This window comes from Streptomyces krungchingensis (assembly GCF_054729265.1).
Genome location: NZ_JBPUKY010000001.1, coordinates 5264097 through 5283539 on the forward strand (window position 1 = coordinate 5264097; position 19443 = coordinate 5283539).

Genomic DNA, 19443 nt, shown 5'->3' on the forward strand with positions numbered 1-19443 from the left:
GAGGACAAGCCCTCGGCCTATTAGTACCAGTCACCTCCACGCCTTACGGCGCTTCCAGATCTGGCCTATCAACCCAGTCGTCTACTGGGAGCCTTACCCCATCAAGTGGGTGGGAGTCCTCATCTCGAAGCAGGCTTCCCGCTTAGATGCTTTCAGCGGTTATCCCTCCCGAACGTAGCCAACCAGCCATGCCCTTGGCAGGACAACTGGCACACCAGAGGTTCGTCCGTCCCGGTCCTCTCGTACTAGGGACAGCCCTTCTCAAGACTCCTACGCGCACAGCGGATAGGGACCGAACTGTCTCACGACGTTCTAAACCCAGCTCGCGTACCGCTTTAATGGGCGAACAGCCCAACCCTTGGGACCGACTCCAGCCCCAGGATGCGACGAGCCGACATCGAGGTGCCAAACCATCCCGTCGATATGGACTCTTGGGGAAGATCAGCCTGTTATCCCCGGGGTACCTTTTATCCGTTGAGCGACGGCGCTTCCACAAGCCACCGCCGGATCACTAGTCCCGACTTTCGTCCCTGCTCGACCCGTCGGTCTCACAGTCAAGCTCCCTTGTGCACTTACACTCAACACCTGATTGCCAACCAGGCTGAGGGAACCTTTGGGCGCCTCCGTTACCCTTTGGGAGGCAACCGCCCCAGTTAAACTACCCATCAGACACTGTCCCTGATCCGGATCACGGACCCAGGTTAGACATCCAGCACGACCAGAGTGGTATTTCAACGACGACTCCACAACAGCTGGCGCTGCCGCTTCAAAGTCTCCCACCTATCCTACACAAGCCGAACCGAACACCAATATCAAACTGTAGTAAAGGTCCCGGGGTCTTTCCGTCCTGCTGCGCGAAACGAGCATCTTTACTCGTAGTGCAATTTCACCGGGCCTATGGTTGAGACAGTCGAGAAGTCGTTACGCCATTCGTGCAGGTCGGAACTTACCCGACAAGGAATTTCGCTACCTTAGGATGGTTATAGTTACCACCGCCGTTTACTGGCGCTTAAGTTCTCAGCTTCGCCACCCCGAAGAGTGACTAACCGGTCCCCTTAACGTTCCAGCACCGGGCAGGCGTCAGTCCGTATACATCGCCTTACGGCTTCGCACGGACCTGTGTTTTTAGTAAACAGTCGCTTCTCGCTGGTCTCTGCGGCCACACCCAGCTCAGAGTGCAAGACTCATCACCAGACATGGCCCCCCTTCTCCCGAAGTTACGGGGGCATTTTGCCGAGTTCCTTAACCATAGTTCACCCGAACGCCTCGGTATTCTCTACCTGACCACCTGAGTCGGTTTAGGGTACGGGCCGCCATGAAACTCGCTAGAGGCTTTTCTCGACAGCATAGGATCATCCACTTCACCACAATCGGCTCGGCATCAGGTCTCAGCCACAAGTGCGACGGATTTACCTATCGCACGGCCTACACCCTTACCCCGGGACAACCACCGCCCGGGATGGACTACCTTCCTGCGTCACCCCATCACTCACCTACTACAGGTCTGGTCCGTCGGCTCCACCACTCCCCTTTGCCCGAAGGCTCCGGGGCGGCTTCACGGACTTAGCATCGCCTGGTTCGATGTTTGACGCTTCACAGCGGGTACCGGAATATCAACCGGTTATCCATCGACTACGCCTGTCGGCCTCGCCTTAGGTCCCGACTTACCCTGGGCAGATCAGCTTGACCCAGGAACCCTTAGTCAATCGGCGCACACGTTTCTCACGTGTGTATCGCTACTCATGCCTGCATTCTCACTCGTGAACCGTCCACCACTGCCTTCCGGCGCGGCTTCACCCGGCACACGACGCTCCCCTACCCATCACAGCGGGCGTTGGCCCTCTTGCTGCAATGACACGACTTCGGCGGTACGCTTGAGCCCCGCTACATTGTCGGCGCGGAATCACTAGACCAGTGAGCTATTACGCACTCTTTCAAGGGTGGCTGCTTCTAAGCCAACCTCCTGGTTGTCTGTGCGACTCCACATCCTTTCCCACTTAGCGTACGCTTAGGGGCCTTAGTCGATGCTCTGGGCTGTTTCCCTCTCGACCATGGAGCTTATCCCCCACAGTCTCACTGCCGCGCTCTCACTTACCGGCATTCGGAGTTTGGCTAAGGTCAGTAACCCGGTAGGGCCCATCGCCTATCCAGTGCTCTACCTCCGGCAAGAAACACACGACGCTGCACCTAAATGCATTTCGGGGAGAACCAGCTATCACGGAGTTTGATTGGCCTTTCACCCCTAACCACAGGTCATCCCCCAGGTTTTCAACCCTGGTGGGTTCGGTCCTCCACGACCTCTTACAGCCGCTTCAACCTGCCCATGGCTAGATCACTCCGCTTCGGGTCTTGAGCGCGCTACTAAATCGCCCTATTCGGACTCGCTTTCGCTACGGCTTCCCCACACGGGTTAACCTCGCAACACACCGCAAACTCGCAGGCTCATTCTTCAAAAGGCACGCAGTCACGAGGCAAGCACAAGTGCTTGCCCGACGCTCCCACGGCTTGTAGGCACACGGTTTCAGGTACTATTTCACTCCGCTCCCGCGGTACTTTTCACCATTCCCTCACGGTACTATCCGCTATCGGTCACCAGGGAATATTTAGGCTTAGCGGGTGGTCCCGCCAGATTCACACGGGATTTCTCGGGCCCCGTGCTACTTGGGTGTCTCTCAAACGAGCCGCTGACGTTTCGACTACGGGGGTCTTACCCTCTACGCCGGACCTTTCGCATGTCCTTCGCCTACATCAACGGTTTCTGACTCGTCCTGTCGCCGGCAGACGACAGAAAAGAGATCCCACAACCCCCTGCATGCAACCCCTGCCGGGTCTCACACATACAAGGTTTGGCCTCATCCGGTTTCGCTCGCCACTACTCCCGGAATCACGGTTGTTTTCTCTTCCTGCGGGTACTGAGATGTTTCACTTCCCCGCGTTCCCTCCACACTGCCTATGTGTTCAGCAGCGGGTGACAGCCCATGACGACTGCCGGGTTTCCCCATTCGGAAACCCCCGGATCAAAGCCTGGTTGACGACTCCCCGGGGACTATCGTGGCCTCCCACGTCCTTCATCGGTTCCTGGTGCCAAGGCATCCACCGTGCGCCCTTAAAAACTTGGCCACAGATGCTCGCGTCCACTGTGCAGTTCTCAAACAACGACCAACCACCCATCACCCTGCCCTACAAGGCAAGTTCACTGGGGCCGGCACTGAAGGCAGCCATACGGCCGTACCCTCAGACACCCAACAACGTGCCCGACACCCTCGCTACTCGTGATCAGCGTTCCACGCTCCGAAGAGCAGTACTGGCAGCCCGAGATGACTGAAAGTGCCGAATAATCAACGTTCCACCCATGAGCAACCAGCATCGGACGTTCGCCGATGTACTGGCCTCTGACCTCGTCCCGAAGGACTCGGTAAGAAGTGCTCCTTAGAAAGGAGGTGATCCAGCCGCACCTTCCGGTACGGCTACCTTGTTACGACTTCGTCCCAATCGCCAGTCCCACCTTCGACAGCTCCCTCCCACAAGGGGTTGGGCCACCGGCTTCGGGTGTTACCGACTTTCGTGACGTGACGGGCGGTGTGTACAAGGCCCGGGAACGTATTCACCGCAGCAATGCTGATCTGCGATTACTAGCAACTCCGACTTCATGGGGTCGAGTTGCAGACCCCAATCCGAACTGAGACAGGCTTTTTGAGATTCGCTCCGCCTCGCGGCTTCGCAGCTCTTTGTACCTGCCATTGTAGCACGTGTGCAGCCCAAGACATAAGGGGCATGATGACTTGACGTCGTCCCCACCTTCCTCCGAGTTGACCCCGGCAGTCTCCTGTGAGTCCCCATCACCCCGAAGGGCATGCTGGCAACACAGAACAAGGGTTGCGCTCGTTGCGGGACTTAACCCAACATCTCACGACACGAGCTGACGACAGCCATGCACCACCTGTACACCGACCACAAGGGGGACCCTGTCTCCAGGGTTTTCCGGCGTATGTCAAGCCTTGGTAAGGTTCTTCGCGTTGCGTCGAATTAAGCCACATGCTCCGCTGCTTGTGCGGGCCCCCGTCAATTCCTTTGAGTTTTAGCCTTGCGGCCGTACTCCCCAGGCGGGGCACTTAATGCGTTAGCTGCGGCACCGACGACGTGGAATGTCGCCAACACCTAGTGCCCACCGTTTACGGCGTGGACTACCAGGGTATCTAATCCTGTTCGCTCCCCACGCTTTCGCTCCTCAGCGTCAGTAATGGCCCAGAGATCCGCCTTCGCCACCGGTGTTCCTCCTGATATCTGCGCATTTCACCGCTACACCAGGAATTCCGATCTCCCCTACCACACTCTAGCCTGCCCGTATCGACTGCAGACCCGGGGTTAAGCCCCGGGCTTTCACAACCGACGCGACAAGCCGCCTACGAGCTCTTTACGCCCAATAATTCCGGACAACGCTTGCGCCCTACGTATTACCGCGGCTGCTGGCACGTAGTTAGCCGGCGCTTCTTCTGCAGGTACCGTCACTTTCGCTTCTTCCCTGCTGAAAGAGGTTTACAACCCGAAGGCCGTCATCCCTCACGCGGCGTCGCTGCATCAGGCTTTCGCCCATTGTGCAATATTCCCCACTGCTGCCTCCCGTAGGAGTCTGGGCCGTGTCTCAGTCCCAGTGTGGCCGGTCGCCCTCTCAGGCCGGCTACCCGTCGTCGCCTTGGTGAGCCACTACCTCACCAACAAGCTGATAGGCCGCGGGCTCATCCTTCACCGCCGGAGCTTTCCACCCGCCGAGATGCCTCGGCAGGTCGTATCCGGTATTAGACCCCGTTTCCAGGGCTTGTCCCAGAGTGAAGGGCAGATTGCCCACGTGTTACTCACCCGTTCGCCACTAATCCACCCCGAAGGGCTTCATCGTTCGACTTGCATGTGTTAAGCACGCCGCCAGCGTTCGTCCTGAGCCAGGATCAAACTCTCCGTGAATGTTTACCGGTAATCCGGTCGAACACCACGAGAGCGGAACCAAGGAGAGGAATGATCCCCTCGGTTCACAGCGTCCTCGCTGTGCGCCTGCCAGGCAGTGCCCGGCAGGACTTTTTCAAAGGAACCTCGCCCCAGCCGAATGACTGGAGACGGGGTATCAACATATCTGGCGTTGATTTTTGGCACGCTGTTGAGTTCTCAAGGAACGGACGCTTCCTTTGTACTCACCCGAGAGACTCTCTCAGGCTTTCCTCCGGGCAGTTTCCCTTCGGTCTTGCGTTTCCGACTCTATCAGATCTTTCCGATCCGATTTCCTCGGTGCTTTCCAGGTTCCCGCTTTCGCGTTTCCCTTTCCGGCGGTTCCGACTCTATCAGACTCTTTCGTGTCTGACTCCCAGTCAGGGGGGCTTGTCTTCCCGGCTGTTGGGCCGTTCCGACGTCCCAAACTTTAGCGGATCCTCCCGGCGGTTCCTAATCGGGCCGTCGAGCCCGAATCGAATTGAATTCGGGCACGCCGAATTCACCCCGGTTGGGAGATCGTGCTGGTGGTTGGGTTGCCGCATCAGCGGCGGAGGTGCTGCCGCAGAACCGTTACGGCCCCGTGGCAACTCGAAGAACCTTACGGATCTGGCAGGACGATGTCAACCATCCCTGTCAAGATCTTTAATCGAGGTCGCTGAGCCGGCCGCCGGCGTCCGGCTGGGCGTGCTCCACGCGCCGCAGCAGGCGGGTCAGGGCCTCACCCAGGACACCCCGCTCCTCGGCGGACAGGTCCTGGAGCAGGTCCTCCTCGAAGACGGTGGCGAGGCGCATCGCCTCCAGCCACTTCTCCCGCCCCTCGTCCGTCAGCTCCACGATGACGCGCACACGGTTCGACTCGTCGCGCTCCCTGGTGACCAGCCCCTCCGCGACCATGCGGTCGATGCGGTGGGTCATCGCGGCCGGGGTCAGGCCCAGCCGCTTGGCGAGGTCGCTCGGGCCCATGCGGTACGGGGCGCCGGAGAGGACGAGGGCCTTGAGGACCTCCCATTCGGCGTTGCTGATGCCGAGGGCGGCGGTCTGGCGGCCGTAGGCGACGTTCATGCGCCGGTTCAGGCGGGAGAGCGCCGAGACGATCTTCTCGACCTGGGGGTCGAGGTCCTGGAACTCGCGCTGGTAGGCGGCGATCTGTTCTTCGAGTGTCGGCTCGCTGACGCCGGGAGTGTCGCCCATGGCGGCAGTATCGCACGACGTCGCTTGGCGTTGAAGTCCTTCAAGGTGTAGAGTTCAACTCCTAACTTTAGCTTCGAAGTCTTCAGGTCTGCATTCATGCCCCCTGAACATGCGCCCGCAGCGGCGACATGGGCAGGGGGCACGTACGTGGCCCGGGGCTTCACGACCAAGGCAGGTGAAAGTGACCAGGGCGATGGGCGCAGCGATGCGCCGGATCCACGTGGGCAACGCTCTCAGCGCGTTCGGGCTCGGCTTTACGGTCCCCTTCCTCTACGTCTATGTGGCGCAGGTGCGGGGACTCGGCTCCATGACGGCGGGCGTCGTGCTCGCCGTCTTCGCCGTCGCCGCCCTGGTCGTGCTGCCGTTCGCCGGGCGGGCCATCGTCCGGCGCGGCCCGCTGCCGGTCCTGCTCGCTGCCCTGCTCACCGCCGCCGTCGGAGCGCTCAGCCTCGGCCTGGCCGGCAGCGCGGCCACCGTGCTGCTGTCGGCCGCCGCGCTCGGCGCGGGCCAGGCCGTGATGCAGCCGTCGCTGGCGACGATGATCGTGGACTGCTCCACCGCGGACACCCGCTCGCGTGCCTTCGCGATGCAGTTCTTCCTGCAGAACCTCGGCCTCGGCGTCGGCGGCCTGATCGGCGGCCACATCGTCGACACGAGCAGGACGAGCTCGTTCACCCTGCTGTTCGCGATCGAAGCGGCCATGTTCCTGCTGCTCGTCGTGATCATGTCGACCGTGCGGATGCCGCGAGCACCCCGGATCGAGGGGAACGCGCCGCAGGCCAGGGGCGGCAACTGGAAGGAACTGCTCGGCAACCGGGCCATGGTGCAGCTCTCCGTACTGGGCTTCGTGCTGTTCTTCGCCTGCTACGGGCAGTTCGAGTCGGGTCTGTCCGCGTACGGCGTCGAGGCGGCCGGGATCTCCACGTCCGCGCTCGGCACGGCGATGGCCGCCAACACCGCGATGATCGTGGTCGCGCAGTTCGCGGTCCTCAAGTTCGTCGAGCGCAGGAAGCGGTCCCGGGTGATCGCCGCGGTCGGGCTCATCTGGGCCGTGGCGTGGCTCGCGGCCGGGTACGCGGGTCTCGGGCACGGCAGCCGGACCATGGCGACCGCCGCGTTCGTCTCGACGTACGCGCTCTTCGGGCTCGGTGAGGCGATGCTGTCGCCGACGGTCGCCCCGCTGGTGGCCGATCTGGCGCCGACGGGCATGGCGGGTCAGTACAACTCCGCGTTCGCCCTGGTGAAGCAGCTCGCGCTGGCGATCGGTCCTGCGGTGGGTGGCCCGATGGGCGCGTCGCTGCACGGCCCGTACATCGTCACGTTCCTGCTGTTCTCGCTCGGCATCACGTTCCTCGCCGTGCGCCTGGGACGGCAGCTCACGCCCGTGCAGAACCAGCCGTCGCTCGTGAGGAGCCGGGTGGTCGCACAGGGCGGCGCGCCGGCGGAGCCGGTCACGGCGAGCGCCTGACGCACGGACGTACCGGCACGGACGGGCGGCGGCCGTCACCACGGAGCACCGTGGTGACGGCCGTCGCCGTCTCTCAGCGCACCGCCGTGACCAGGTTGGCCGTGAAGGGGACGGTCGCGCTGTGGTCGGGGGTGGTGCGGTTCGCGAGCCGGGCGTGGACGGCGCGACCGGCCCGCGCGAGTGCCTCCTCGCCCCGGGTGTCGATGATCGTCTGACCCCAGGAGGTCGAGGAGAGCTGGCCGGGTGCGTAGGCGTCGAGGGGCGGGAGGGTGACGCCGAAGCCGACCTCGCGTGCGGTGACGTCGTGGAAGCCGGCGGTGCGCAGGGCGGCGGTGAGGCGCTCCGCGGTGCCGGAGAAGGCGCCCTCGTAGTCCGCCGCGACCTCGGGTCCGCCGTACTCCCTGACGGCCTCGTACTGGGCGACGAAGTACGGGATCAGCTCCCGCGCGGCCCAGGCGGTGGCGGCGAACCGGCCACCGGGCCGGGTCACCCGGGCCACCTCGGCGAAGGCGGCGTCGAGGTCGGGGAAGAACTGGACGCCCTGCTGGCAGACGACCGTGTCGAAGGTGGCGTCCTTGTAGGGGAGCTTGTCGGCCGGGGCCGTCGTGAAGTCGATGTCCGGGTACATGCGGGGCGCGTGCGCCCTGGCCACCCTGATCATTCCCTCGTTGACGTCCGCGCCGAAGACGCGGCCCGGCGGGCCCACGCGGGCGGCGACCGCGCGGGCCACGAAGCCGGTTCCGCACGCCAGGTCGAGGACCGTGGCGCCCGGGTAGAGGTCGACGGCGTCCAGGGCCGCGTCGACGAAGGGCGCCATGAACGGCGCGGCGTACTGCTCGTACCGCTCGGGGGCGGTTCCTTTGAGCTGAAAGCCCGTTTCGTCTGCCATGGGGGAGCTACTAGCACCGGCGGGTGCGGACGGCTAGATGGCGCGCGGAGGTGCCTCCGGCGCGCACCCCCTTCCGCGCGTGCACGCGCCGGGAGATCTCAGGCGTCGGGCGGGCTCACGTGGTGCCGCCGCGGGGCAGGACGAACTCGCACCACACCGCCTTCCCGCCGCCGGGTGTGCGGCGCGAGCCCCAGGCGGAGGCGATCGTGGCGACGATGGCGATGCCGCGGCCGGCCTCGTCCCCGGGCTCGGCGCGGCGCCGGCGGGGCAGATGCTCGTCGCCGTCGGTCACCTCGATGGTCAGGCGCCGGTCGGTGCGCCGCAGGCGCAGTCGCATCGGCGGGGTGCCGTGCTGCAGCGAGTTGGCGACGAGCTCGCTGACGGCGAGGACGCCCAGGTCGTGCAGGTCCGCGGGGAAGCGCCAGCTGGTGAGGACACCGGAGGCGAAGGCACGCGCGCGTGGAGCCGCTTCCACCCCGCCGAGGAGCTCCAGGGCGGCGTTGCGGAACAGGTCGCTGTCCGCTCCGGTGCGCGCCGGGTGCTGGAGGACCAGGACGGCCACGTCGTCGTCGTGGTCGGCCGTGACGCCCGCCGAGCGGACCAGCCGGTCGCAGACCACCTGCGGTGTGCCGGTGGCTCCCGCCAGGGCGCGCTCCAGCGCGGCGATCCCCTCGTCCAGGTCCTCGTCGCGGCGCTCCACGAGACCGTCCGTGTACAGGACGGCCGTGGAGCCGGGAGCGAGCGGGACCGAGCCGGAGGCGTGCAGCCAGCCGCCGGTGCCGAGCGGCGGCCCGGTGGGCTCGTCGGCGCGGTGGACGGTGCCGCTCTCGTCCCGTACGAGGATCGGCAGATGGCCGGCGGACGCGTACACGAGACGCCCCTCGTTGGGGTCGTGGACGGCGTAGACGCAGGTGGCGATCTGGTTGGCGTCGATCTCGGTGGCGAGGCCGTCGAGCAGCTGCAGGACCTCGTGGGGCGGCAGGTCGAGGCGGGCGTACGCACGGACGGCGGTGCGCAGCTGGCCCATGACGGCGGCGGCGCGCACGCCCCGGCCCATGACGTCGCCGATGACGAGGGCCGTCCGGCCGCCGCCGAGGGTGATCACGTCGTACCAGTCGCCGCCGACCGCGGCCTCCGTGCCGCCGGGCTGGTACGTCGCCGCGATGCGCAGGTCGTCGGGCTGCTCCAGCTCCTGGGGGAGCAGCGAGCGTTGCAGGGTGACGGCCGTCTCGCGCTGGCGGCGCTCGCTGGCGCGCAGCCGTTCGGCGGCCTCGGCGTGGTCGGTGACGTCGGTGGCGAAGACGAGCACACCGCGGCCCTCGCCGTCCGGGGCGATGTCGACGGGTGTGCAGGTGAACGTGTAGGAGCGACCGCTCGGCACCTTGCGGGACTTGACCGTGCGGGGCTTGGCGCTGCGCAGCACCTGGTCGAGGAGCGGGAGCAGGCCGAGCGCGTCGAGCTCGGGCAGTGCCTCGCGCGCGGGCACGCCGACCGGGCGGACGCCGAAGGCCGCCGCATAGGCGTCGTTGACGTAGGCGAGGCGGTGGTCGGGCCCGTGCACGAGGGCGACGAGCGCCGGGACGCGGTCGAGGACCTCGCGCACGCGCAGTTCGTCGACGGCGAGGGCGGGCGGCGCGTCGTCGGTCAGCTGCTCGACGCGGGCCGCCGGCACGGAGCCCTCCCCTCGTCGGTCCGGGGAGACCGTGTGCTCGGTCCGCGCTGCGGCGCGGCGCTGCGTTCCGGGGAGCCGGGCGCTCCAGCGCGTGAAGTTCACAGTGGGGAAAGCCTCGTGGTGAGAAGGGCGAGCGGTTCGCCCGCCCGAGGTCGTGGACCAGTCTGGCAGTCTGGCGGACCGGGCCGACATCCGTCAGACGCCGGTCCGGCCGGTGGAGTTCCGCGGTCCGGTCAGGACGACCCCTTCGGGTCGTGAGGAGGCTTTCCACCGGCCGCGAGTTCGAACTCCGCACGGGGGTGTTCGAGCGAGCCGAGAGACACGATCTCCCTCTTGAAGAGCCCCGCCAAGGTCCATTCGGCGAGCACACGGGCCTTGCGGTTGAAGGTGGGCACCCTGCTCAGGTGGTAGACGCGGTGCATGAACCAGGCAGGATAGCCCTTCAGCTTACGGCCGTAGACGTGTGCGACACCTTTGTGCAGGCCCAGCGAAGCGACCGAGCCGACGTAGGTGTGGGAGTACGTCTCCAGGGGCTCGCCGCGCAGGGAGTGCGCGATGTTGTCGCCGAGGGTCCTGGCCTGCCGTACGGCGTGCTGGGCGTTGGGCGCGGTGTCCGTGCCGGGCTTGTCGACGGTGACGTCCGGGACGGCGGCGGCGTCCCCGGCGGCCCACGCGTGCGGTGCGCCGTCGACGGTCAGCTGGGGGGTGCAGCGCAGCCGGCCGCGCTCGTTCAGCGGCAGGTCGGTGGCGGCGAGGATCGGGTGCGGCTTCACGCCGGCCGTCCACACGACCGTGCGGGTCGGGAAGCGCGCGCCGTCGCTGAGGACCGCGACGCGGTCCGCGCACGATTCGAGGCGGGTCTCCAGGCGCACGTCGATGTTGCGGCGGCGCAGCTCGGTGACGGTGTACTTGCCCATCGCCTCGCCGACCTCGGGGAGGATGCGGTCCGAGGCCTCGACGAGGATCCACTTCATGTCCTCGGGCCGGACGTTGTGGTAGTAGCGCGCGGTGTAGCGCGCCATGTCCTCCAGCTCGCCGAGCGCCTCGACGCCCGCGTACCCGCCTCCGACGAAGACGAAGGTCAGCGCGGCGTCGCGGATCGCGGGGTCGCGGGTCGAGGAGGCGATGTCCATCTGCTCGATGACGTGGTTGCGCAGGCCGATGGCCTCCTCGACCGTCTTGAAGCCGATGGCGTAGTCGGCGAGGCCGGGGATCGGGAGGGTGCGCGAGACGGAGCCCGGGGCGAGGACCAGTTCGTCGTACTCGATCTGCTCGGCGCCGGCTCCCTCCTCCTCGGTGGCGAGGGTGGTGAGGGTCGCGGTGCGCTTGGCATGGTCGATCGACTGCGCCTCGCCGATGACGATCCTGCACTGGCCGAGGACCCGGCGCAGCGGGACGACGACGTGCCGCGGGGAGATCGAGCCCGCGGCGGCCTCGGGAAGGAACGGCTGATACGTCATGTACGGGTCGGGGGACACGACGGTGATCTCGACGTCGCCCCGCTTCAGTTCGGCCTTCAACTTCTGCTGGAGGCGCAGGGCCGTGTACATCCCGACGTAGCCGCCGCCGACAATGAGAATGCGCGCACGTTCCTTCACCATCCCATGACGCACCCGACAACAGCGTTTGTCCACAGCCCCGGCAATTTGTGTGACCGGCCGCCGACAACGCGAAGAGTTGGCCGATTTGCCGGGCTCTGCGAGAAAACCGCAGCTCAGAGAGGGTGCGAGGGGGGCACGGAGGGGGCGCAATCGGGACGTAACCGGCCCGTACTCCGATCGGGGGGCGCTCCGTGCGGAACCTGCCCCTTCTGAATTGACTGCCTCTCAACTATGTTCGTGTGTCGACGGAGTGTAGGGGGATGCGCTCCACGGGTCCGACGGGGACCCGTGCGGACGAGCTCGTGCCCCATGCTCCGGCTATCAATGGCGGGGAGAGTCTCCGGGGGGAGACGTCATTACCGGGGGAACGTTATGCACATTCAGGACTCTCATTGGTCTTCCGCGTCTGCCATCGCGCCCGGCGGCGCGGCGGGCGGCAACGGCCGGGTGCCGGCGGACGGATCGCGCACCACACCGCTGCGCGTGGACGCACAGCGCAATCTCGAGCACGTCCTGCGCGCGGCGCGCGAGGTCTTCGGCGAGCTGGGGTACGGCGCGCCCATGGAGGACGTCGCCCGGCGCGCGCGGGTCGGCGTCGGCACGGTGTACCGGCGGTTCCCGAGCAAGGACGTCCTGGTCCGCCGCATAGCCGAGGAGGAGACCTCCCGGCTGACCGACCAGGCGCGCGCGGCACTCGGCCAGGAGGACGAGCCGTGGTCGGCGCTCTCGCGCTTCCTGCGCACCTCGGTGGCCTCGGGCGCCGGACGGCTGCTGCCCCCGCAGGTGCTGCGGGTCGGCGTCGCCGAGGACGGCTCCGAGACGGACGAGGCGCGGGTGCCGCAGCAGCGCTCGCAGCCCACGCCCGAACTGCGGCTCGTCGAGCAGCGGCCGGCACCGGCCGAGGAGGAGTCGATCCTCGCGGCGGACGACGCCGGCGTGGCGGCCCTGCTCGACGTGGTGGGCCGGCTGGTGGACCGGGCCCGTGCGGCGGGCGAACTGCGCGCGGACGTCACCGTCGCGGACGTCCTCCTGGTGATCGCGACGGCCGCCCCGTCGCTGCCGGACGCCGCCCAGCAGGCCGCGGCCTCGGCCCGGCTGCTCGACATCCTGCTGGAAGGGCTGCGCTCCCGCCCGGCGTGACGCACGCCAGGGGGCGCTCGGTGTGAAGCGTGCGGTCCCGTCGCCCCCGGCCCTGCGCCGACATGCTCCCTGAGGGGGCGCCGGTTCGGGCCGCGGGCTCCGGGGCCACAGCGGGCCGTGGGCACGAAGACCACGGCCCGGTGCGGACCGTGCGCACGAAGCCATGGCCCGGTGCGGGCCGAGGACCCGAAGAACACACGCCCGTTGCGGGCCGTGCGTACGACGGTCACGGAGCCGGTGCGCACGGCCCTCGCACCGCACTCCACCCCTATCAGGACATAAGACAACTCCCGTTCGAGCCACGGCCGTTGACCATTCCCCGAACGAGTGACCAGTAGTACTCCCGGGCGGGAAGTCCCCCCGGACGAGTGGTTGGCCCGTACGGGAAGGACCCGCCCCTGGAGCGTGTGGCACTCTTGCCCGGTATTCGGGTCCGAGTGTGCAGGCGGGGGCTTTCCGCGATGAGTTTTGACGGGCGGGACGGGTCACCCGGCGACGGTGACGCGGACGGCGGCGCGGACGACAACACGGAGATCGGCAAAGGCCCGGGAACCGGCGGAAGCCCAGAAGCCGACGGGGGCCCTGGAGCCGACGGAAGGCCGGGAACAGGCGGAAGCCCGGAAGCCGACAACAGCCCGGAAGCCGGCGACGGCCCGACCCCGCAGGTGCCCGGCCAGGTGCCCGGCCACATGCCCGGACAGGTACCCAGCCAGGGCGGACGCCAGGGCATCCCCGCGCCCCCCGTGCCCACCGGTGGAGCCCCCGACGCCGGCGTCCCGGCCCAGCGCGACCGGCGCGAGGACGGCGTGCTGCCGCCCCCGGTCGAACGGCCGCCGTCCGACGCCGACCTCATCGCACGGATGCGCGCGGGCGACGACACCGCCTACGAAGCGCTCTACCGGCGGCACGCGGAGGCCGTCCGCCGTTACGCCCGCACCTGCTGCCGGGACGCCCACACCGCCGACGACCTCACGGCCGAGGTCTTCGCCCGCATGCTCCAGGCGGTACGCGGCGGCAGCGGCCCCGAACACGCCGTCCGCGCGTACCTGCTGACGACGGTCCGCCGCGTCGCCGCGAACTGGACGAAGTCGGCGAAGCGTGAGCATCTGGTCGACGACTTCGCGGTGTTCGCCGCGCAGGCGGCCCGCGGATCCGAGGTGTCCGACGACGACACGCTCGACCTGGGCGCGGACGTGCGCGCGATGCACGAGGCCGAGCAGTCCATGGCCATGCAGGCCTTCCGGTCGCTGCCCGAGCGCTGGCAGGCCGTGCTGTGGCACACCGAGGTCGAGGACGAGTCGCCGAGCGAGGTGGCCACCCTCTTCGGACTCGACGCCAACGGCACCCGCGTCCTCGCCAGCCGCGCCCGTGAAGGCCTCAAGCAGGCCTACCTCCAGGCGCACGTCAGCGCCACGCTCACCATGGACGAGGAGTGCGCCCGGTACGCCGACCGGCTCGGCGCCTACGCCCGCGGCGGGCTGCGCACTCGCGCCGAGCGCGGACTGCGCAAGCACCTGGAGGAGTGCGCCAAGTGCCGGCTGGCCGCCGGCCAGATCAAGGAAGTCGCCGGCGGCATCCCCGCGGTCGTGCCCGTCGCCGTCATCGGCTGGTTCGGTGCCGCCGGGTACGCGAAGGCCGTCGCGCTCATCGCCGGCGGCGCCGGGGCCGGAGCGGCGGGGGCCGCGGGCGCGGCAGCGGCGGGCGGCGGCTCCGGCGGGGCGAGCGCCGGAGGCGGCGCGGCAGCCGCGGAAGGGCTCGGGGCGCCGGTCAAGGCGGGCATCGCGGCAGGCGTCGTCGCCGTCGCCGCGACCGCGGTGGCACTCGCCCTGGCCGGCAACGACAGCCCGGCGAAGCAGCCCGAGGCCAAGCCACCCGCCTCGCCCGCCGTCGAGGCGCCGCTGCCCTCACCGAAGCCTCCGAAGCAGGCGCCCGCGCCGAATCCCCCGGCCCCGGCTCCCACCCTGCCCCCGAAGCCGACGCCGACGTCCTCCCCGAAACCCGCCCCCGATCCGTCCCCCACCCCGACGCCCACGCCCACCCCGACGAAGGCACAGCCCACGCCCCGCCCGACACCACCGCCGTCGCCGTCGCCGACGCCGACCCCGCCGCCGCCCCCTCCCGCACCGGTCGTCTACCGGTGGAGCGAGCTCGGCTACAGCATCGAGGGCGACCACACCGGGCCCGAGATGCGGCTCGGCGAGAGCAGCTGGGTGTGGCAGCGCGACGGCCTGTCGATCGCGAACGACCGGTACGCCCACGGGGTGACCGTGCACGGCCGGTCCTCCGTCACCATCGACCTCAACCGCACCTGCTCCTCGTACGACGCGATGGTCGGCGTCGACGACCTGACGATGGGCCTCGGCAGCGTGCGCTTCTCCGTCCACGCCGACGGGACGCGGCTGTGGCGGTCACCGCTGATCGAGGGCGGCGACCGGGCCGTCCCCGTCCACGTCGACCTCACCGGCCGCAGGACGGTCCGCCTCGAGGTCGAACCGCACGGCCCGTTCGACTCCGCGTCGCTGGCGGACTGGGCGGAGTCGAAGTTCCGGTGCAGGTGAGCGCGGTACGCCGTCAGCCGACGGCACGCTCCCGCAGCGCGGCGGCCAGGTCCCGCAGCGCCTCCTCGGTGGTGAAGTCCGCGCCGGCGGCCCGCTCGGACGCGTGGCGGACCGGGCCGAGGGCGGCGAGCGCGGCGGCCTCCGTGCGCTCGGCGACGGACTCCTCGCGGGCGGGCCGCGGATGGCCGCCACGCCACCGTGCACCGGCGGAGAGCAGCCGGACCGCGAGCGGATGGTCACCGAGCTCGCCGACGAGCCCCGCGGCGACGTCGACGAAAGCGGCCGCCACCACGTCGGCACACCGCAGGTCCACCGCCTCCCGCAGGGCGTCGACCATCTTCCGCAGACCGATGAGCGGCCCGGACTCGGCGACCGTCACCAGCGCGTCGACCCAGTTGAGCGCCGCGGTGAACTGCGGCGGCGGGCTGCCTTGGGCGGACTCGGAGCGCGCCCGCTCGCACAGCTCGCGCGCGAAGGCGACCTCCCCTTCGTCCAGGACCATCTGGGCACGCAGCAGATGGACGAACGGCCTGGAGTCCATCACCCCGTAGCGGTCGGCGGCGGCGCCCGCCTCGTCCAGGGTCGCCAGGGCCTTGGACCGCTCGCCGGAGCGGTACGCGACCTCCGCCAGCCGCGCGATCAGGAACGGCGTCTCCGCGTACGCCCCCACCTCGTGGGCGAGCCGCAGCGCCTCCTCGTACTCGCCCTTCGCCTCACCGAAACGGCTGCGCGCCATGGCCGCCTCACCGGCCGCGCTGCACACCTGGGCGCGCATCCAGCGGTCGCCCACCCGGCGGCTGAGCCCGCGCAGCTCCGTCAGGTCGTCGTCCACGCCGGGCATGCCGCCGGGGGCGTCGACGACCATGTGCGTGCGGAACATCAGCATCACGCCGACCTCCCATTCACCGCCGTACTCACGGCAGTTGGCGATCGCCGCGTCGAGCGCGGGCTGCGCGTCGACCGCCCCGCCGAGGAAGTACGAGGCCAGCGGCCAGACGAGTCCCGGCATCCGCGCCGCGTCCGGGCCGCCCGCCTTGAAGGCGGCCTGCACCCGCTCGATGTACTCCCGCGACCAGTCGTCCGCCCAGTCGCCGGGCGGCCCGGCTTCCAGCTTCATGAACAGGTCGAACATCCGCAGCCTCATGCGCATCGGACGCAGCGGATGAAGCGCGTCGCGCCCGGGTGCCTCGAGGAACACCGCCACGGGGTCGACCGCTTGCAGTGCGGCGAGGAACGAGTGGGTGTCGTCCGCCGCGGGCACCGTGCCCAGTTCGGCCGCCGTGCCCAGCCGCAGCACGAGCTCCGTCCATTCCGTGCCCTCGCGGCGGTAGTTGCGCAGCCACCAGAACCAGCCCATGGCGAGGACCACGGCGCCGGCCGTCTCCTCGTCACCGGCGACGACCGTGCGGTGCAGGGCCGCCCGGATGTTGTCGAGCTCGGTCTCCAGCCGGCGGATCCACGGGAGCTGCGCGGCGGAACGCAGCAGTGGTTCGGCCTCCTCCACGAGCGCGCGCACCCACGCGCGGTGCCGGCGCTCGGCAGCGGCGCGCAGCCCGGGGACCTCGGCGGCGCGCTCGGCGGCGTACTCGTGGATCGTCTCCAGCATGCGGTACCGCATGCCGCCCCACTCGTCGTCGTACGGCGTCGCAACGATCAGGGACTTGTCGACGAGCGCCCCGACGAGATCGGCCGCCGGTCCGGTGCACACGGCCTCCGCCGCCGCCAGGTCCCAGCCGCCGGCGAACACGGACACCTCGCGCAGCACCGTCCGCTCCCGCTCGTCGAGCAGGTCCCAGGACCAGTCGACGACGGCACGCAGCGTCTGCTGGCGGGGCAGCACCGTACGGCTCCCGGAGGTCAGCAGACGGAAACGGTCGTCGAGCCGGTCGGCGATCTGGCGGGGGGTGAGCAGCCGCAGCCGCGCCGCCGCCAGCTCGATGGCGAGGGGAAGACCGTCGAGCCGCCGGCAGATCTCGTCCACCGCCGCCGCGTCGTGGAGCGCGACACCGGCGTCGGGACGCACGGCCGATGCCCGCTCCATGAACAGCCGGCGGGCCGGATCCGGTGGCAGGGGCTCGACCGGGCGCAGCAACTCGCCCGGCACACCGAGGGGTTCGCGACTGGTCGCAAGGATCGTGAGCCCCGGGCAGTGCGTCAGCAGGGTCTCGGCGAGCTCGGCCGCCGCGTCGACGACGTGCTCGCAGTTGTCGAGGATCAGGAGCTGGCTGCGCGGGGCACAGTGCTCGACGAGCAGCGCGACCGGGTCGTCCTGCGGCACGCCCGCCATCTCGTTGGTCATCAGGACGGTCTCGCGCAGGCCGAGCGCGTTGACCACGGCGCCCGGGACCGCCTCGGGCCGGTCGAGCGGGGCCAGCTCGACGAGCCAGGCCTGCGGGAGCCCGGCGGCGGCCTCCTCCGCGAGGCGTGTCTTTCCCGAACCGCCCGGTCCGGTCAGGGTGACCAGGCGGGCCCTGCCGAGATCCGCACGGATGGCGTCGAGTTCGGGCTCGCGCCCCACGAACGAGTTCAGCCGCGGGCGCAGATTCCCGCCCCGCGAGGGCTCGGCGGGTCCGGCCTCAGGACCGCCCCCGGGCGACCCGTTCAGCAACTGCGCGTGCAGGGCCCGCAGTTCCGGCCCGGGATCGGCGCCCAGGCCCTCCAGCAGCCCGCGGCGCACCTCCTCGTACGCGGCGAGGGCGTCCGCTCCCCGCCCCGCGTCTCGCAGGGCGCGGATCAGCAGGACCTGCAACCCCTCGTCGTAGGGATGGGCCGTCGTCAGCTCCCGCAGTTCCGGTACGACGTCGGAGGCACGGCCGAGCCGCAGGTCCGCCTCGGCCCGGGCCCGCGTCGCCTCCAGACGCAGCGCCTCCGGGCGGGTCGCCGCCGAGCGGTCGGGCAGGTCGGCCAGGGCCGGGCCGCGCCACAGCGCCAGGGCCTCGCGCAGGCGGTCGGCCGCGGTCGTGGCGTCGCCGCGGTCCAGAGCGGCCCGGCCCTCCGCGGCGAGCCGCTCGAAGACGAACAGGTCCACGTCGTCGCCGGTGGCACGGAGGCGGTAGCCGCCCGCCTCCGAGGTGACCTCGTCCTTGCCGATGGCCCGGCGGAGACGGCCGACCAGCGCCTGGAGCGCGGCGGGAGCGTCCGCGGGGGGAGCGTCCGCCCAGACCTCGTCGATGAGGGTGGCCGGGCTGGTGGGGCGGGCGGGGCGCTGGGCGAGTGCGGTGAGCAGGGCGCGTACGCGGGGGCCGCCCACGTCCACCTGGGTTCCCCGGTCGTCCTCCGCCTGGGTGATCCCCAGAATTCTGTACCGCACCCGCCCATTCTCGCCGCCCGCGCCCGCCGGAACACCGCCTTTCCCCGGCGAGCCGGTCCGCACCCCCACCGGCACCCTCCCCCGGGGCTCCGCCCCGGGGCTCCGCCCCGGACCCCCGATCGGCCTGGACGGCCTCGTCCTCAAACGCCGGACGGGCTGGAAGGTGGCTCTCTGCCCTCAAGGCAGGACGGGACGGGATCTGGCGCCGGGGAACTGCCGTCGGGCGGTCGGGAGCTGTCCCGGACCCGAGGGGAGTTGCTGCTGGACCGGACGGGAGCTGTCGCCGGACCCGAGGGGAGTTGCTGCTGGACCTGACGGGAGCTGTCGCCGGACCCGAGGGGAACTGCTCCTGGACAGGACGGAAGCCGCCGCCGGACACGGCACCGGAGCTGCCGCCGGACGGGTCAACGGTCGGCCCTCAGCCCCACTCACACCCGCAGTCGCCCATGCACCGAAGGGGCCGTGCCGGTGCATCAAATGCCCGTTGCGGACGGCAACACAAGCCCACCGCACTGAACCACCGGACCACACGACGGCTGCAACGGGCGGATCACCGGCACGGACCCGACCCACCCACCGGACAGACGGCGAGGCCCACCGGACCGAAGGCGACCCACCGGACCCCACGACGGCT

Annotated in this window: 8 protein-coding genes and 2 rRNA genes; 3 read left to right on the plus strand and 7 right to left on the minus strand. The window is 69.1% G+C overall.

The window, feature by feature from the left end:
• The 3 genes from ACSYGO_RS23165 to ACSYGO_RS23175 form a co-directional block, all read right to left on the minus strand.
• A 23S ribosomal RNA gene (locus ACSYGO_RS23165) occupies nt 1–3120 on the minus strand.
• A 313-nt stretch (nt 3121–3433) separates the two neighbouring features.
• Nucleotides 3434–4959, minus strand: a 16S ribosomal RNA gene (locus ACSYGO_RS23170).
• Together the 16S and 23S rRNA genes form the textbook arrangement of a ribosomal RNA operon.
• Before the next feature lie 663 nt (nt 4960–5622).
• A complete protein-coding gene (locus ACSYGO_RS23175; protein WP_359494733.1) occupies nt 5623–6171 on the minus strand; it encodes a MarR family winged helix-turn-helix transcriptional regulator in 549 nt (182 codons plus the stop codon).
• Nucleotides 6172–6364: 193 nt separating this feature from the next.
• Here ACSYGO_RS23175 and ACSYGO_RS23180 point away from each other — a divergent pair, with 193 nt between their 5' ends.
• Nucleotides 6365–7639: an MFS transporter gene (locus ACSYGO_RS23180; RefSeq protein ID WP_426677212.1), complete on the plus strand. Its 1275-nt coding sequence runs from the start codon at nt 6365–6367 to the stop codon at nt 7637–7639.
• Nucleotides 7640–7712: 73 nt separating this feature from the next.
• On the opposite strand, the gene ACSYGO_RS23185 is transcribed toward ACSYGO_RS23180, so the two are convergent.
• The 3 genes from ACSYGO_RS23185 to ACSYGO_RS23195 all read right to left on the minus strand — a co-directional run bounded on the left by ACSYGO_RS23185 (nt 7713) and on the right by ACSYGO_RS23195 (nt 11801).
• The gene (locus ACSYGO_RS23185) at nt 7713–8528 is read right to left on the minus strand and encodes a class I SAM-dependent methyltransferase (protein ID WP_460387487.1); all 816 of its coding nucleotides are present in this window, start codon (nt 8526–8528) and stop codon (nt 7713–7715) included.
• A gap of 115 nt (nt 8529–8643) precedes the next feature.
• The gene (locus ACSYGO_RS23190; protein ID WP_432175933.1) at nt 8644–10302 is read right to left on the minus strand and encodes an ATP-binding SpoIIE family protein phosphatase; all 1659 of its coding nucleotides are present in this window, start codon (nt 10300–10302) and stop codon (nt 8644–8646) included.
• 131 nt (nt 10303–10433) lie between these two features.
• Nucleotides 10434–11801: an NAD(P)/FAD-dependent oxidoreductase gene (locus tag ACSYGO_RS23195; protein WP_426677209.1), complete on the minus strand. Its 1368-nt coding sequence runs from the start codon at nt 11799–11801 to the stop codon at nt 10434–10436.
• A 372-nt stretch (nt 11802–12173) separates the two neighbouring features.
• Here ACSYGO_RS23195 and ACSYGO_RS23200 point away from each other — a divergent pair, with 372 nt between their 5' ends.
• Together ACSYGO_RS23200 and ACSYGO_RS23205 are read left to right on the plus strand one after the other, a co-directional pair.
• Nucleotides 12174–12941: a TetR/AcrR family transcriptional regulator gene (locus tag ACSYGO_RS23200; RefSeq protein WP_426677208.1), complete on the plus strand. Its 768-nt coding sequence runs from the start codon at nt 12174–12176 to the stop codon at nt 12939–12941.
• 461 nt (nt 12942–13402) lie between these two features.
• Nucleotides 13403–15499: a sigma-70 family RNA polymerase sigma factor gene (locus ACSYGO_RS23205; protein WP_460387489.1), complete on the plus strand. Its 2097-nt coding sequence runs from the start codon at nt 13403–13405 to the stop codon at nt 15497–15499.
• Between the two features lie 13 nt (nt 15500–15512).
• Here ACSYGO_RS23205 and ACSYGO_RS23210 read toward each other — a convergent pair whose 3' ends face one another.
• Nucleotides 15513–18809, minus strand: coding sequence for a BTAD domain-containing putative transcriptional regulator (locus ACSYGO_RS23210; RefSeq protein ID WP_460387491.1), 3297 nt, complete (start codon nt 18807–18809; stop codon nt 15513–15515).
• Nucleotides 18810–19443: the final 634 nt, after the last annotated feature.

Excerpts from the sequence above, each read along its gene's own strand:
- ACSYGO_RS23200 (WP_426677208.1), top strand. The coding sequence starts at position 12,174 with ATGCACATTCAGGACTCTCATTGGTCTTCCGCGTCTGCCATCGCGCCC.
- ACSYGO_RS23180 (WP_426677212.1), top strand. The coding sequence starts at position 6,365 with ATGGGCGCAGCGATGCGCCGGATCCACGTGGGCAACGCTCTCAGCGCG.
- ACSYGO_RS23195 (WP_426677209.1), bottom strand. The coding sequence starts at position 11,801 with ATGGTGAAGGAACGTGCGCGCATTCTCATTGTCGGCGGCGGCTACGTC.
- ACSYGO_RS23205 (WP_460387489.1), top strand. The coding sequence starts at position 13,403 with ATGAGTTTTGACGGGCGGGACGGGTCACCCGGCGACGGTGACGCGGAC.
- ACSYGO_RS23175 (WP_359494733.1), bottom strand. The coding sequence starts at position 6,171 with ATGGGCGACACTCCCGGCGTCAGCGAGCCGACACTCGAAGAACAGATC.
- ACSYGO_RS23185 (WP_460387487.1), bottom strand. The coding sequence starts at position 8,528 with ATGGCAGACGAAACGGGCTTTCAGCTCAAAGGAACCGCCCCCGAGCGG.